Origin of the sequence: Sphingomonas sp. (assembly GCF_032114135.1) — a bacterium.
GTDB lineage: Bacteria > Pseudomonadota > Alphaproteobacteria > Sphingomonadales > Sphingomonadaceae > Sphingomonas.
Genome location: NZ_DAMCTA010000001.1, coordinates 1,840,278 through 1,854,188, shown reverse-complemented (window position 1 = coordinate 1,854,188; position 13,911 = coordinate 1,840,278). Strand labels below are relative to the sequence as shown.

Annotated in this window: 14 protein-coding genes; 5 read left to right on the top strand and 9 right to left on the bottom strand. The window is 67.5% G+C overall.

The window, feature by feature from the left end; translation table 11 throughout:
• Nucleotides 1–24: 24 nt before the first annotated feature.
• Together RT655_RS08930 and RT655_RS08925 are read left to right on the top strand one after the other, a co-directional pair.
• Complete coding sequence (locus RT655_RS08930) at nucleotides 25–2,403, top strand: glycosyltransferase (protein ID WP_313536208.1); 2,379 nt, start codon at nucleotides 25–27, stop codon at nucleotides 2,401–2,403.
• Nucleotides 2,404–2,455: 52 nt separating this feature from the next.
• Nucleotides 2,456–2,776 (top strand): hypothetical protein, encoded by a 321-nt coding sequence (locus RT655_RS08925; RefSeq protein WP_313536207.1) that lies wholly within the window; start codon nucleotides 2,456–2,458, stop codon nucleotides 2,774–2,776.
• 26 nt (nucleotides 2,777–2,802) lie between these two features.
• Here RT655_RS08925 and RT655_RS08920 read toward each other — a convergent pair whose 3' ends face one another.
• From RT655_RS08920 to RT655_RS08910, 3 genes are all read right to left on the bottom strand, one after another.
• On the bottom strand, nucleotides 2,803–3,879 hold the full coding sequence (locus RT655_RS08920) for a 5-(carboxyamino)imidazole ribonucleotide synthase (RefSeq protein ID WP_313536206.1): 1,077 nt from the start codon (nucleotides 3,877–3,879) through the stop codon (nucleotides 2,803–2,805).
• Complete coding sequence (gene purE, locus RT655_RS08915; protein ID WP_313536205.1) at nucleotides 3,876–4,361, bottom strand: 5-(carboxyamino)imidazole ribonucleotide mutase; 486 nt, start codon at nucleotides 4,359–4,361, stop codon at nucleotides 3,876–3,878. Before purE ends, RT655_RS08920 begins: the two co-directional genes overlap by 4 nt.
• Before the next feature lie 62 nt (nucleotides 4,362–4,423).
• Nucleotides 4,424–4,879 carry a DUF2721 domain-containing protein gene (locus RT655_RS08910; protein WP_313536204.1) on the bottom strand — a complete coding sequence of 152 codons (456 nt, stop codon included), beginning with the start codon at nucleotides 4,877–4,879 and terminating at the stop codon, nucleotides 4,424–4,426.
• A 226-nt stretch (nucleotides 4,880–5,105) separates the two neighbouring features.
• Between RT655_RS08910 and RT655_RS08905 the strand changes: the two genes are divergently transcribed.
• A complete protein-coding gene (locus RT655_RS08905) occupies nucleotides 5,106–6,134 on the top strand; it encodes a GNAT family N-acetyltransferase (RefSeq protein ID WP_313536203.1) in 1,029 nt (342 codons plus the stop codon).
• 63 nt (nucleotides 6,135–6,197) lie between these two features.
• Here the strand turns inward: RT655_RS08905 and RT655_RS08900 are convergent, their stop codons facing one another.
• From RT655_RS08900 to lnt, 6 genes are all read right to left on the bottom strand, one after another.
• A complete protein-coding gene (locus RT655_RS08900) occupies nucleotides 6,198–6,878 on the bottom strand; it encodes a tRNA (guanine(46)-N(7))-methyltransferase TrmB (RefSeq protein ID WP_313536201.1) in 681 nt (226 codons plus the stop codon).
• 51 nt (nucleotides 6,879–6,929) lie between these two features.
• Nucleotides 6,930–7,670 carry an EAL domain-containing protein gene (locus tag RT655_RS08895; RefSeq protein ID WP_313536200.1) on the bottom strand — a complete coding sequence of 247 codons (741 nt, stop codon included), beginning with the start codon at nucleotides 7,668–7,670 and terminating at the stop codon, nucleotides 6,930–6,932.
• A 157-nt stretch (nucleotides 7,671–7,827) separates the two neighbouring features.
• A complete protein-coding gene (locus RT655_RS08890) occupies nucleotides 7,828–8,589 on the bottom strand; it encodes an EAL domain-containing protein (RefSeq protein ID WP_313536199.1) in 762 nt (253 codons plus the stop codon).
• A 90-nt stretch (nucleotides 8,590–8,679) separates the two neighbouring features.
• The gene (locus RT655_RS08885; protein ID WP_313536198.1) at nucleotides 8,680–9,435 is read right to left on the bottom strand and encodes an EAL domain-containing protein; all 756 of its coding nucleotides are present in this window, start codon (nucleotides 9,433–9,435) and stop codon (nucleotides 8,680–8,682) included.
• A 148-nt stretch (nucleotides 9,436–9,583) separates the two neighbouring features.
• The gene (gene metK, locus RT655_RS08880) at nucleotides 9,584–10,795 is read right to left on the bottom strand and encodes a methionine adenosyltransferase (RefSeq protein WP_313536197.1); all 1,212 of its coding nucleotides are present in this window, start codon (nucleotides 10,793–10,795) and stop codon (nucleotides 9,584–9,586) included.
• Nucleotides 10,796–10,868: 73 nt separating this feature from the next.
• Nucleotides 10,869–12,428 carry an apolipoprotein N-acyltransferase gene (gene lnt / locus RT655_RS08875; protein WP_313536196.1) on the bottom strand — a complete coding sequence of 520 codons (1,560 nt, stop codon included), beginning with the start codon at nucleotides 12,426–12,428 and terminating at the stop codon, nucleotides 10,869–10,871.
• 249 nt (nucleotides 12,429–12,677) lie between these two features.
• On the opposite strand from lnt, the gene RT655_RS08870 reads away from it, so the two are divergent.
• Complete coding sequence (locus RT655_RS08870; RefSeq protein WP_313536195.1) at nucleotides 12,678–13,253, top strand: NifU family protein; 576 nt, start codon at nucleotides 12,678–12,680, stop codon at nucleotides 13,251–13,253.
• Nucleotides 13,254–13,302: 49 nt separating this feature from the next.
• The gene (locus RT655_RS08865) at nucleotides 13,303–13,896 is read left to right on the top strand and encodes a malonic semialdehyde reductase (RefSeq protein WP_313536194.1); all 594 of its coding nucleotides are present in this window, start codon (nucleotides 13,303–13,305) and stop codon (nucleotides 13,894–13,896) included.
• The last annotated feature ends 15 nt before the right edge of the window (nucleotides 13,897–13,911 follow it).

The following is a 13,911-nucleotide window of genomic DNA, read 5'->3' as shown; positions in this document are numbered from 1 at the left end:
GTCTATAAGAGCTAGAGATATTCCATGCTTCCGGACGCGTGCGGCCGCGGCCTGCGTGCGCCCGTGCTGCTGCTCGGATCGAAGGACTGCTGCATGATACCCAAGATTCTGCACTTCATCTGGGTGGGGGACGAAACCAAGCGGCCCGACAATTGCATCGACACCTGGCGCACCCGCAATCCCGGCTGGGAGATCCGTATCTGGGGCAATGAGTCGCTGCAGCAGCGCGGCTGGATCAACGGCCGCCACATGAGCGAAATGTCCGATCGCGAGCTGAACGGCGTCGCCGACATGATGCGCTGGGAGATCGTGTACGAACATGGCGGCTTCGTCGTCGACGCCGACAGCGTGTGCGTGCGGCCGCTCGACGACCATCTGCTCGACTGCGAGGCCTTTGCCTGCTGGGAAAACGAGATGACGCGGCCCGGTCTGATCGCCGCGGGCTATTTCGCCGCGCAGCCCAAGAACCCGTTCGTCGCGCAGATCATCGGCGACATCTACAACGAACCGAGCGTTGTCGACCGGATGGCGTGGGAGAGCGTAGGCCCGAAGCGGCTGACCGATTCCTACCGCGACTATCGCTATCACGGTCTGCGCATCTACCCGAGCCACTATTTCATCCCCGAGCATTTCTCCGGGGTGAAATATGAGGGCCCGGGGCCGGTCTATGCCGAGCAGCTCTGGGGGAGCACGCTGGGCATCTATGACGAACTGCACCAGCAGGTGGTGGCGGCGCCGACCTCCGCTCCCACGCCAGCGCCCATCGCGGCCCCGGCCGACGACCGCAAGCCCGTGCCGGCCGCCGCCGTGCGCCCGGTGCCGGTGCCTGCCTTGGACAGCGCGTCGGACGGGCCTACCACTTTCCACCGGATCTGGTTCGGCACGCGGCCGATTCCGCCCGCCTACGAAGCCTATTGGCAGGCCTGGCAGCGCCAGTTTCCCGACAGTATCTTCCGCACCTGGACCGATCGCGATCTCGACCAGCTGACGCTGTCGCGGCCGGCGCTCGATCGCTTCGCCAGCCATGTCTCGCGCGCCGATCTCGCGCGCTACGAGATCCTCTACACGCATGGCGGGATCTATCTCGATTGCGACATCATGCCCTATGGCCATTTCGAGCCCGAGGCGCTGTGCCGCGAACTCACCGTCTGCAACGAGACCGAGGCCACCGAATATTGCTCGATCGGTTTCATCGGCGCCCCGGCGGGGCACCCGATCTTCCGCGACCTGATCGACCATATCCTTGCTGCCGCGCCCGATGAATCGCGCCCCAATGTCACGACCGGCCCCTGGCTGTTTGGCAGCTATCTGGCGAAGCACGCGCATCGCCGCCTACCGCCCGAGGCCTTCTACCCCTATCTGTACGATGCCCCGCTGTCCTCGATCCGCCGCAAGGATCTGGGCACGACGCTTGGCGTGCACGTCTGGGGCGGTGCCTGGCTCCCGCCCGAGCAGAAGAAGGGCAAGGCGCTCGATCTGCTCGCCAAGGGCGACCTGGTCGACGCCGCCGGCATCTTGGAGGGCTATGACGACAGCTGGGCGACGGACCTCCGGCTCGTGCTGACGGTGATGGCCGATGCGCGCCGCATGGCCGCCGAGGCGGCGCAGTTCCTCAGCAGCAGCCTGGTGGTGGCACCGGCGGACCGCGCGGCGTTCGAATTCGACAAGATCGTCCATTGGCTGCTCGGACAGGATCGCGATCGCATGGTGTGGCAGATCGGCGCGGCGGACGGCGTGCTGGTCGATCCGTTGCGCTCGGCGATGGTCAACTACGATCCGCCCGCGCTGCTGCTCGAGCCCAACCCGTACATGTTCGGCATGCTGCAACGCGGCTATGCCAACAACCGCAATGCCGTGCTGCTGCAGCAAGCCTATAGCGCCGATGGGCAGCCGCTGGTGCTCAACGCGATCAACCCGGACAAGGCAGCCGCTGCGGGCCTGCCGCGCTGGGTACTCGGCATTTCCTCGGTCTATGACGACAAGAATGCGATCGGCGGGCTGACCATCGATGCGGAGACGACCCGGCGTATCGGCACCTGCATCGAGCGCGTCACCGTGCCGATCACCGGCTTCGATGCGCTGGCCGCGCAGGCGCAAGGCCGCACGCCGGACATCCTGGTGATCGACGCCGAGGGCATGGACAAGGTGATCATCGACGATGTGCTCGACCATGGCTGTCGCCCGGCGGTGCTCCATTTCGAGATCCAGTGCATGGATCCCGCCGAAAGCGCCGCGCTGACCGAGCGGCTGGGCAGCGACTATGTGCTGTTCACCTTCGGCAACGACGTGACGGCCTACCGCACCGACATCTTCCTCGACTATGCCAAGTGGATCTACATCCATAACGGCCTGCCGACGATCTTCGCCTCGGCGCTGCCGGTGGTGGCGGGACTGGTCCAGTAGGGGGCGGACCTGCGGCCGTGCGTTGGCGCGGTTACCGTGCTAGGGGGCGCCGATGTCGAAATCCCTGAGCACCAGCGGTGCCATCGATCTGGATGGCGTGACCTATGATTGGCGTCTGCAGCGCGAGCCCCATCTGTCGGACGACGAGGGCTGGAAGGGCATGACCGTCGCGGTCGCCCAGCGCGATGCCAAGCGCGAGGCGTGGCTGGAGTTCCCGGCGCCCAAGCGCCTGCTGAAGGGGCTGCCGCGCGGCCGCCTCCAGCTGGACGACGCGACGATCACGCGCTGCGTCCGCTCGGCGCTCTCAGCCGGGTGGGATCCGCTGTCGCGGGGCAAGCCCGAGGTTTTCGTCGTCGATTCCGAGGGCAACTGAACCGCCACGCGGGCGGGTGACGGAGGCTAGCCCCGCTTCACCCGCGTGACATGCCCCATCTTGCGCCCCGGCCGGGCCTGCCCCTTGCCGTAGAGGTGGAGATGGGTGCCCGGCTCGGCGAGCAGTTCGGGCCAGCGATCGGCCTCGTCACCGATCAGGTTTTCCATTTCCACATGGGTGCCGGTCAGCGCGGTTGAGCCCAAGGGCAGGCCGCAGATCGCGCGGACATGGTTCTCGAACTGCGAGGTCTCGGCGCCCTCGATCGTCCAGTGGCCGCTATTGTGCACGCGCGGCGCCATTTCGTTGAACACCGGGCCCTGCTCTGTCGCGAAGAACTCGCAGGTCAGCACGCCGATATGGCCCAGCGCCTCGGCGACGCGGCCGGAGAGTGCCGCCGCCTCCGTCCAGTGGCGGGCGATTGCGGCAGGAGCGGGCAGGGTGGAGCGGGCGAGGATGCCGTCCTTGTGCTCGTTCCAGGGCGGCGGATAGCTGGCGAGCGTGCCGTCCAGCCCGCGCACGGTGATGATCGAGAATTCATGGCTGAAGGTGACGAAGCCTTCGAGGATCGCCGGCCGCTCGCCGATGGCGGCCCAGGCCGCCTCGGCCTCGGACGCGTCGTGCAGGCGCATCTGCCCCTTGCCGTCATAGCCGAGCCGTAGCGTCTTCAGGATCGAGGGCGCGCCGATCTTGGCGATCGCGGCATGCAGCTCGTCGCGGGTAGTGACCAGCGCCCAGGGCGCGGTGCGGCCGCCGAGCTCGGCCACGAACGCCTTCTCGTTGGCGCGGTCCTGCGCGATCTCCAGGCTCTTGGCGCCCGGGCGCACCGGCACCTTGCGCGCGAGATGCGCGACGGGGGCGAGCGCGACATTCTCGAACTCGTAGGTGATCACGTCGGCGTGGCTCGCCAGTTCGTCGAGCACGATATGGCTGTGATAGTCGGCGCGGGTGAAGCTGGAGGCGGTCTGCGCCGCGATGCTTTCCTCGTCGGGGGCGAGGACGTGCGTGCGATAGCCGAGATTGGCGGCGGCGACCGCGATCATCCGGCCGAGCTGGCCGCCGCCGAGGATGCCGATGGTGGAGCCGGGGGGCAGCACCTCGCTCATGCCGGTTCCTCCGCGACGCTCTCGGTCTGGGCGGTGCGCCAGGCGATCAGCTTCTCGGTGAGCGCCGCGTCCGCCGTGGCGAGGATCGCGGCGCCGAGCAAGGCGGCATTCTTGGCACCGGCCTTGCCGATCGCCAGCGTGCCGACCGGGATGCCCCCGGGCATCTGGACGATCGAATAGAGGCTATCGAGGCCCTTCATCGTCTTGGATTCGACCGGCACGCCCAGCACCGGCAGATGCGTCATCGCCGCGGCCATGCCGGGGAGGTGCGCCGCGCCGCCGGCCCCGGCGATGATCACCTTGAGGCCGCGCTGTGCCGCGCTGGTGGCATAGTCATACAGCCGCTGCGGGGTGCGGTGGGCGGAGACCACGCGGGTCTCGTGCGGGACGCCCAGCTCTTCCAGGATCGACGCGGCGTGGCGCATCGTATCCCAATCGGAAGTGCTGCCCATGATGATGCCGATACGAGGTGCGTCCGTCATTGCCTGCCCGCCCGTGAAAGGGAAGGGGGGTGTTAGTCAGGCGGCGCGCCCGGGGCAATGGGTCAGCGGTCGAGTTCGAGCAATTCCTGGCGGACATGGATCGCCTTCAGCGACATCCGCACCTCGACGAGGAAATAGAGCAGGCCCGCGATCAGCAGCAGCATCGAGAGGATGAAGGCGACGGCCACCCAGATGCCGACATGAAGGTTGGCGAGCCGCGACACGAACATCAGCGCGACGACGAAGCAGATGGCGAGCGCGCTGGCAACGCAGAGAAAGATCGCGTTGTTGATCACCGCGATTCGGCGATCGATGATGCGCAGCTCCCAGACATGGCGGTCATGCTCGGGGCCGCTGGAGCGGGGGTGGAGTTCCTCGATCACCCGCGCGCGATCGACAATGCGGGCGAGCCGGCCGACCATCGTGTTCAGGAACGCGCCGATACCGGCGAGCAGGAACACCGGCGCGATCGCGGCCTGGATCGTTTCCGATACGGTGGAAAGGTAAAAGCCTTGCATGCGTGTTCCTTATGCAGGCGGTGGTGCGCTGCGTGCAAGCAGGGGCTGCACCGGATGGTAACGGGTGCGGGCATAGAGAGGATGCATGACGTTGCCGTTCCGACACCTCCGGCGTCATCCCCGCGAAGGCGGGGATCCATTGGTAGGAACGTCGCGGCTCCTTCGGCAAGCGTCCTGGCAAATGGATCCCCGCCTTCGCGGCGATGACGATTGTAGTGGGGATAGGGTGTCCGCCACTTTGCTGGCGGGCCTTGCGCACGCGCTGGACGCGGTTGCGGAACAGGCAACGGAAAGCCACCGCTTCCTCCGGCACCGGTGGTACGCGGCAGCGCTGCACGCATATGGCGGCACCGCGCGCACGCTGGTGGTGGAGGACCAGCAAGATGGCCCGGTCGCGGCCCTGCCCTTCGTCGCCAAGGGGCCGCGCTGGCTGGGGCTGGCGGAGATCCCGGGCTGCTACTGGCCGTTCCGCAGCTTTCCCGTGGCGGAAGGGGCGCGCCCGGAGGCGGCGGATGCGCTGCTCGGCACACTGGCGCGGCGGGTCCGCGCGTTGCGGATCGGCCCGGTCTATGACGGCGACCCGGCGCTCGACTGGCTGAAGGCGCGCGCGTTGACGGCCGGGTGGACCCTGCTCGACCGGTTCGTTGCGCGGTCGTACGTGCTCGAACTCGATGCAGGCTGGCCGCGCGGATCGACGCTGCGCAAGAATCGCTATCTGGAGAAGCATCTCGGCAGTGTGGGGGCGCTCGCTTGGGAATGGGAGGCGCCGGATGTCGATGCACTGGCCGATGTCGAGCGGCGTAGCTGGATCACCGAGCGCACCGACGGCCGCGACGCCAAGTTCACGGCCGATGGACACGGCACCCTCTGGGAAGCGGCGCTGCGCGATCCGGTGCTGGCGGACATGCTCTCCGCCGCGGTGCTCCGCATCGATGGGCGGCCGATGGCCTTTTCGTTCGATCTGGTCACCGGCACGCGCTGCTATGCCATCGCCAACAGCTATGATCCGGCAGTGGCGAAGCATTCGCCGGGCAAGCTGCTGCAATATCGCAACCTGCTGCGCGCGCGCGAGCGCGGGGTAACGTTGGTCGACTGGGGCGCGGGCGACAGCGGCTACAAGCAGACCCTGGGCGCCACCCAGGGGCCGGCGATCCGCGACTGGATTTTGGTGCGCCCGGGTGTCGAGGCCTTTGCCGCGCGAGGGCTCCGCGGCGCCTGGCGCCGCAGCGGTCAGGCGGCGGGCGGCGCGGCCTGAGCAACGGGCCGCGCCGGCAGGACGCTACTCGGGGTCTTCGCCCAGGGGCTGCTGTGCTCGCGCTCAGATCCGGACGTAGCGGAAATACCAGACCTCATGCCCCTGGCGGCGCGCCTTGCGCTCATAGCGGGTCTCGGGCCAGTCGGCGGGGCGGGTCAGGAAGTCCTGCGCGGTGTTCGCCTGCCAGACGAAATCCTTGCGCTGGCCGAGCACCATCATCGCCCAGCGGCAATAGGTGGGATCGTCGGTGCCGAGGCGGAACTCGCTGCCGGGCTTGAGCTTGGCGGCAATCAGGTCGAGCGGGCCGTGGTTGACCATGCGGCGCTTGGCATGGCGTGCCTTGGGCCAGGGATCGGGGTGGAGCAGGTAGACACGCGACAGGCTGGCATCCGGCAGCCGTTCCATGACTTCCAGCGCATCGCCCATGTGCAGGCGGACATTGGCGAGCTCGCCGTCGCGGATATGGTTGAGCGCGCCGACCACGCCGTTGAGGAAGGGCTCGCAGCCGATAAAGCCATGGTCGAGACGCATCGCCGCCTGGCCGGCAAGATGCTCGCCGCCGCCGAAGCCGATCTCGAATTCGAGCGGGCGATCGTCGCCGAACAGGGTCTGCGCATCGAGCGGGCCGACATCGGGCACGCTCACCTGCGGCAGCAATGCCTCGACAAGCGCGGACTGGCCTTGGCGGAGCTTGTGGCCTTGGCGGCGGCCGTAAAGACGACGGAGAGTGACGGGATCTGCCATGGGGCGCAGCGCATAGTCGCGCCGTCGCGTGCTGGCAAATCCGGTACGCGCTCAGGCGGCGAGGCGGGGCGCTGCGATCGGAGCCCCCCAGCGACGGACCGGGCGGGTGTAGCGGCGGAGGCGCGGCGCATGGTTCGGCGTGCCCTCGAAATGGCGAAGGCCGGCGGCCGCCGCCGCGCGCCGCTCGGCGTCCTCGACGGGGACCGGAGCGATCACGGTGACGCCCATGCCGCGGGCGAGGCGCAGCACGCCTTCGACCAGACGGGCACGTGCGGGCGCGGCCTCGAGGTGATGGGCCAGCGCCGGGGCGAGGCGGATCAGCCGCGGCGAGCAGTGCGCTAGCAGGCCCAGCGCGAGCGGGCCGGCGGCGAAGTCGCTCAGGCCGATCATCATGCCGCGATCGGTGCAGGCGTGGATCAGCGCGGCGGCGGCATCGCGATCGGTCGATTCGTCGGCGCTGATCTCGACGACGATCTGGTCGAGCGGGAAGCGGTGGCGCAGCGCGGCGCGGAACAGATGGCCGAGCAGGCGGTCGGGCGACCCGGCGCGAACCTGCACGGGTACCAGCAGCAGTGTGCCCCGCTCGGTCAACCCCGCTGCGGCGGCAGCAGCGAGCGCGCGATCGAGACGGGCGGCCTCCAGCGTGTCGCGGTCTTCGCGCAACAGGATCGCATCGACGGTGTGAAAGGCCTGGGCGCGCGCCTGGATGCCGGCGTGCCAGGCGAAGGGTTCGGTGCTGCCTTGGGCCGTGATCGGCTGCAGGTCGATCCGAAGATCCATCGTGGTTGCCATGGGACGTGCTCCTCAACGCGATTCTTGTGAACCTAATGTCTGGATACCCAATACGGCCCGACCCTCCCATTCCGTGCGTCGCCGCAGCGGAATCAAACGGTTGGGGAAACTACGAAGCTTGCATTCGGCGACGGCAAACGATTCCGCGATTCGCCGCTCATGCCGCTGCGTTGAGCCGCAGCGCAGGGGCGGGCAACGCCCCTACTTGCGGCAGCGCGATCAGGTCGCCCTGCATCAGCGTCACCTCCAGCGCGCGAAGCCGATCATGCTCGGCGCGAGTCGAGACGCCCTCGGCGATCAACCGGATGCGGCTCTTCTTCGCAATCTCGGCGACCCGCTCGACGACGATGCGTTTGGCCCAACTGCTGCACAGGCTGTGGACCAGTTCGGGGGCGAGCTTGAGCGTATCCGGGGTGAAGCCGGAAAGCAGGTCCAGCCCCATGTCCCCCGCACCGAAATCATCGAAGGCGATCAGGAAGCCGAGCTTGCGATAGGCTTTCATCAGCCGCAGCATCTTCTCGCTTTCGAGACGGTCGCGGTCGCTGAATTCGAACACCAGTTCGCGCGCCGGAAAGCCGAGGCGGCGGACGATGCGCAGCATGCGATCGGCATCGGCCTCCGGATCGCCGATGTAGCGGGGCATGACCTTGACCGCGAGGCGGGTGTGGCGTTCGATGATGCCCAGTTCCATCGCCTGCTCGATCGCGGCGACCCGGCAGCGCAGATCGAAGGTGGCGCGCTTCTCCTCGGGCAGCGTCTCGACGAATGCGGCGGGGCGTTCCCCCGCGGGGCCGCGAAACGTTGCCTCATAGGCAGTGACGATCAGGGTGGAGGTGTTGACGACCGGCTGGAACGCCATCGCGAACCAGTCGCGGGGCACGGGTTCCTGGCGAGGAGCCGAAGCGATTTGGTCGAGCACGGGGCATCTCCAAGCTGGATCCCCTTGTCTCGAATGGTAGCCGGAACTGATTACCCGAGCATTGATGGCGACGCTCGGGCTAACACCATATCAGGCGGCTGCGGCGGGACGCGCGATCCGGGTGGGCGGGAGCATGCCGGGCATCGGCGGCGCGACCAGATCGCCCTGGAGGTGGAAGATGCCGAAGCTGCGCAGACGGCGCAGCACGCCCTCGTGCGACACACCATCGGCGATCACGCGGATGCCGTGCTCGCGCAACCGCGGTGCGAGTTCCTCGAGCATCAGCCGGCGCGACCAGCTGGAGTCGATGCCGTTCACCAGATCGGGATCGAGCCGCACCATCGCCGGGCGGTAGCGCACGCAGGGGCTGAAGCCGATCGGATCGTGCCCCAGGCCGAGGAAGGCGGTGAGCGCGCCCGCGCGGGCGTGGCCGTCGACAAGGTCGGCGAGCTGCTGGCCGGGCACGTCGGCGAAGCCGTGGATGCCGAAGATCATCCGCTCGGGGATCAGGCCGGTGCGCTGCCCGGCCAACGTGGCGGCGGCGAGCGCTGCGTCCGCCGGGGCGGCCGCGGCGGCGTGTATCGGGATCAGCAGGCGGGCGGTGGTGGTGCCGAGACCCATCTCCATCGCCCTGGTCACCGCACCGGCGGCGACGCGGCGGTCGAGCTCGGCATGGCGCTCGGCGGGTATCCTCGCGAGGATGTCGTCGCCTTCCTCGCCGTCGGGGCCGCGCAGCACCGCCTCATAAGCGAAGACGCGGGCGCTGATGACGTCGTGTACCGGTCGAAATGCGAGATGCAGGCCCGGTACCGGTGCGGCCTGCCAGTCCTCCATGTCGAGAACCATTGCTACTCCCTCCGCTGCCCGTGTTAACCATGACGGGCCCAAAAGACCTTATAGGTCGCAGCCGAAACAAGCGGAGGGGAGGGCACGAAAAAGCCCCGCGCGGCGGGTGCCGGCGGGGCTCTTTTCATCTTCGGATCAGAAAGACCGTTCAGGCGGCGAGTGCGGCCTTCAGGTCTTCGACCAGATCGGTGCGCTCCCAGGGGAAGAAGTCGCCCTCGGGCTTGCGGCCGAAGTGACCGTACGCAGCGGTCGGCTGGTAGATCGGCTTGTTGAGGCCGAGGTGCGTGCGGATGCCGCGCGGGGTGAGGCCGCCCAGCTTCTCGATGCCCTGGATCGCCTGCTCGATCTTGTCGTCGCCGACGGTGCCGGTGCCGTGGGTGTCGACATAGAGCGACAGCGGCTTGGACACGCCGATGGCATAGGCGAGCTGGATCGTGCAGCGCGCGGCGAGGCCGGCGGCGACGATGTTCTTCGCCAGATAGCGGGTGATGTACGCTGCCGAACGATCGACCTTGGTCGGGTCCTTGCCGCTGAACGCGCCGCCGCCGTGCGGGCTCGCGCCGCCATAGGTGTCGACGATGATCTTGCGGCCGGTCAGGCCGGCGTCACCGTCCGGACCGCCGATTTCGAACGAGCCGGTCGGGTTGATGTGATACTCGGTCGCGTCCGAGAGCAGCTCGGCCGGAAGCAGGTCGGCAACGACCTTCTTCACATAGGCGTGGAGCTCGGCTTCCTTGTCGCCCGTGTCATAACCCGGCGCATGCTGGGTCGAGACGACGATGGCGGTCGCGGCGACCGGCTTGCCGTTCTCGAAGCGCAGCGTGACCTGGCTCTTGGCGTCGGGCTCGAGGAACGGCGCTGCGCCCGAATGGCGATCGGCGGCCATGCGCTCGAGGATCTTGTGGCTGTAGTAGAGCGTCGCCGGCATCAGGTCCGGGGTCTCGTCGCAGGCGAAACCGAACATGATGCCCTGGTCGCCGGCGCCTTCGTCCTTGTTGCCGCTCGCGTCCACGCCCTGCGCGATATGCGCCGACTGGCCGTGCAGGTTGTTCTCGAAGCGGAAGCTTTCCCAGTGGAAGCCCGACTGCTCATAGCCGATGCGCTTCACCGTCTCGCGGACGGTCTTCTCGATCTCTTCCTGCGCGCCCGGGGCCCAGGCGTCGTTCTCGTACACGCCCTTGCAGCGGATTTCGCCTGCAAGCACCACGAGCTGGGTGGTGGTCAGCGTCTCGCAGGCGATACGCGCTTCGGGATCCTTCGACAAAAACAGGTCGACGATCGAGTCGGAAATCTGGTCGGCGACCTTGTCGGGATGGCCTTCGGAAACGGACTCGGACGTGAAGAGATAGTTGGAACGCATGTAAATTCCTCAGGTTGGGAAGGATCGCCGGGCCGTTGCCATGCCCATATAAAGCTTTCCTTATATGTGCTCCCTAGCGGGCGAAGCGCCGATTGGCAATCGCGAACAACCCCGCAAGCGCCGCCACCAGCAGGACCATCCAGTTGCCGACGCGCGAGAACAGCGTCAGCGCAAGCGGGCGCGGCAGCGGCAGGTGGATCGCGCCGGCCTCGCCCGGCGGGATGGCGCCGAGCACACGGCCATGGCCGTCGATCAGCGCCGAGATGCCGGTGGGGGTGGAACGCAGGATCGGCAGGCCTTCCTCGATCGCGCGCAGTCGGGCTTGCGCCAGATGCTGCGGGGGCCCCCAGGTGCCGAACCAGGCGTCATTGGAGGGATTGAACAGGAAGTCGGGGCGATGCGCCGCGTCGACCACCTGACCGGAGAAGATGATCTCGTAGCAGATCTGGACGCCGGCATTGCCGAAGCCGGGCACGGCAACCGCGCGCGGGCCCGGGCCGGGCAGGAAGTCGACATCGCCCATCACCAGCCGGGCGAGGCCGAGCGGGGCGAGCAGCGTGCGCATCGGCAGATATTCGCCGTAGGGCACCAGATGCGCCTTGTCATAGCGCCCGCCCAGCATGCCGTCGGGGCCCAGCGCCCAGACCGAGTTGCCGGCGCCCTGCAGCTGGTTGTCGCGGCCGAACTCAAGGGCGTTGCCGCCGATCAGGGCCTGATCCCACTGCCCCAGCACCGCGCCGATGCGGGCGCGGACCATGCGCGGGTCCTGCCGATACCATTGCACCGGATAGCCATCCTCGACGAAGTAATCGACCATGCCCTCGGGCCAGACGACCAGACGGGGCAGCGCACCGGGCTTGCCGCTGAGCGCGATCATCCGGTTGAGCAGATACTCGGCATAGTCGGGGCGGCTGACCGCGTCCTGGCCGATGTTCGGCTGGACGATCACCACCTCCCTGCCGCTGGCGGTGCTGATACAGCGGATGCGGTCGCAACGATCCGACCAGAGTAGGTTCAGCCCCAGCAGCGTCAAGGCGACGACGAGCAGCGGACGGTACTGGCGCTGGAAGGCAAGGTACAGGCTGCCGGCTATCGCGATCGTCACGCCGGACAGCGCATAGGTGCCGATCAGCGTCGCGAGGTTCCGCACGCCCGGCACCGGCACCCAGATCACGCCCAGCGGATTCCATGCATAGCCGGTGAACGCCACCCCGCGCAGCCATTCGGTGACGATCCATGCGGCACTGGCAGCCAGAACATAGCCGAGGTCCGGCTCGATCCAGCCCGACCGGGGCGACACCTTCCGCGCGAAGAACCAGGCCGCACCCATCGCCAGCGCCGGGTATATCGCTAGATACACCGCGAGCAGGACGACCGCGGCATAGCCGAGCGCGGGCGGCATCTTGTCCTGGAAGTCGAAGGCGTGCTGGATCCAGTTGTCGCCCAGTGTGAAATGGCCGAGCCCGAACAGCCACGCACGGAAGAACGCGCTGCGGAGGGTGGTCGCTGCGTAGACCAGCGCGAACAGCCCTGCGAAGCAAAGCAGCGTGAGCGGCCACCATTGCAGCGGCGCGAAGCCGGTGGCGGAGGCAATGCCGAGAAGGAGCGAGGCGAGCAGCGGACGGCTAAACATCGCGGGCGGGCCTACACGATGCGTGCGGCGAGGGGGAGGCCACTTCTTAGCCTCTCTCCTTCAGGGGAGGGGTTGGGGGTGAGGGCTGACCGATACGCAAGGGACTCGCACGCAGCTCAGGCCCCACCCCAACCCCTCCCCTGAAGGGGAGGGGCTTTAGATCCAGCTCGCCTCCACCTTCCCCCCGGCAACGCAGCGTTTCCCGCGCACCCGCTTGATCCCGCGCAAGGACGCGCCCATGTGGGCGCCATGCTGATCGAGACCGAAGCCACGCCCAATCCCGCCACGCTCAAGTTCCTGCCCGGCAGGATCGTGATGGAAGCGGGCACCCGCGATTTCGCCAGCCCCGAAGAGGCCGAGGCGTCGCCGCTCGCCACCGCGCTGTTCGCGCTGGGCGACGTGACCGGGGTGTTCTTCGGTCGCGACTTCATCTCGGTGACGGCCGCGCCCGGTGTCGACTGGATCGGCCTCAAGCCCGACGTGCTCGGCATCCTGCTCGATCATTTCTCGGCAAACATGCCGCTGTTCATGCAGGGTTCGGCCGCCGGCTTCAGCGTGCCGCCCGAAAGCGCCGATTTCGGCGACAATCCCGAGGATGCCGACATTGTCGCGCAGATCCGCGAACTTATCGATACCCGCATCCGTCCGGCGGTCGCCAATGACGGCGGCGATATCGTCTATCGCGGTTTCAACGAGGGCAAGGTGTTCCTCCAGATGCAGGGTGCCTGCTCGGGTTGCCCGTCGTCCACCGCCACGCTGAAGAACGGGATCGAGCAGCTGCTCAAATATTATGTTCCCGAAGTGACCGAGGTGCGCGCGATCTGATCGCGCGCCCGGCTTCTCTCCCCGATACTCACAGAAAGGATCGCAGGCCATGGGCCAGCCGCTGAACGACGTCGCCCTTGATACGATCTTCCGCACGGCGCGGAGCTTCAACGGCTATACCGACCAGGCGGTGACCCAGGCCGATATCGAGGCGATCTACGATCTGCTCAAAATGGGTCCCACCTCGGTCAACCAGCAGTCGGCACGGTTCGTCTGGATTCTCGGCCAGGATGGCAAGGACACGCTGGCCAGCCTGTCGAGCGGCAGCAATGCCGAGAAGATCCGCAAGGCACCCGCCAGCGTGATCATCGGCTACGACATCAATTTTCACGAGCATCTGCCGCAATTCTTTCCGCACGCGCCCGAGGCGAGGAACTGGTTCCCCACCGAGGAGGGCCGCCGCGAACAGGCGTTCCGCAATTCCTCGCTGCAGGGGGCCTATTTCATCATCGCGGCGCGCGCGCTGGGTTTCGATACCGGGCCGATGTCGGGCTTTGACAACGCCAAGGTCGACGAGGCCTTCTTCGCCGATCAGCCGGGGGTGCAATCGAACTTCATCGCCACGCTGGGCGTGGGCGATCCTTCGAGCCTGCACGCGCGTTCGCCGCGCCCGACATTCGATCAGTTCAACCGGGTGATTTGACCTGCCCCCGTTTCT

Coding starts and splice junctions, on each gene's coding strand:
- RT655_RS08865 (WP_313536194.1), top strand. CDS start 13,303: ATGGGCCAGCCGCTGAACGACGTCGCCCTTGATACGATCTTCCGCACG.
- RT655_RS08895 (WP_313536200.1), bottom strand. CDS start 7,670: ATGGCAACCACGATGGATCTTCGGATCGACCTGCAGCCGATCACGGCC.
- metK (WP_313536197.1), bottom strand. CDS start 10,795: ATGCGTTCCAACTATCTCTTCACGTCCGAGTCCGTTTCCGAAGGCCAT.
- RT655_RS08870 (WP_313536195.1), top strand. CDS start 12,678: ATGCTGATCGAGACCGAAGCCACGCCCAATCCCGCCACGCTCAAGTTC.
- RT655_RS08920 (WP_313536206.1), bottom strand. CDS start 3,879: ATGAGCGAGGTGCTGCCCCCCGGCTCCACCATCGGCATCCTCGGCGGC.
- RT655_RS08885 (WP_313536198.1), bottom strand. CDS start 9,435: ATGGTTCTCGACATGGAGGACTGGCAGGCCGCACCGGTACCGGGCCTG.
- purE (WP_313536205.1), bottom strand. CDS start 4,361: ATGACGGACGCACCTCGTATCGGCATCATCATGGGCAGCACTTCCGAT.
- RT655_RS08930 (WP_313536208.1), top strand. CDS start 25: ATGCTTCCGGACGCGTGCGGCCGCGGCCTGCGTGCGCCCGTGCTGCTG.
- lnt (WP_313536196.1), bottom strand. CDS start 12,428: ATGTTTAGCCGTCCGCTGCTCGCCTCGCTCCTTCTCGGCATTGCCTCC.
- RT655_RS08900 (WP_313536201.1), bottom strand. CDS start 6,878: ATGGCAGATCCCGTCACTCTCCGTCGTCTTTACGGCCGCCGCCAAGGC.
- RT655_RS08910 (WP_313536204.1), bottom strand. CDS start 4,879: ATGCAAGGCTTTTACCTTTCCACCGTATCGGAAACGATCCAGGCCGCG.
- RT655_RS08925 (WP_313536207.1), top strand. CDS start 2,456: ATGTCGAAATCCCTGAGCACCAGCGGTGCCATCGATCTGGATGGCGTG.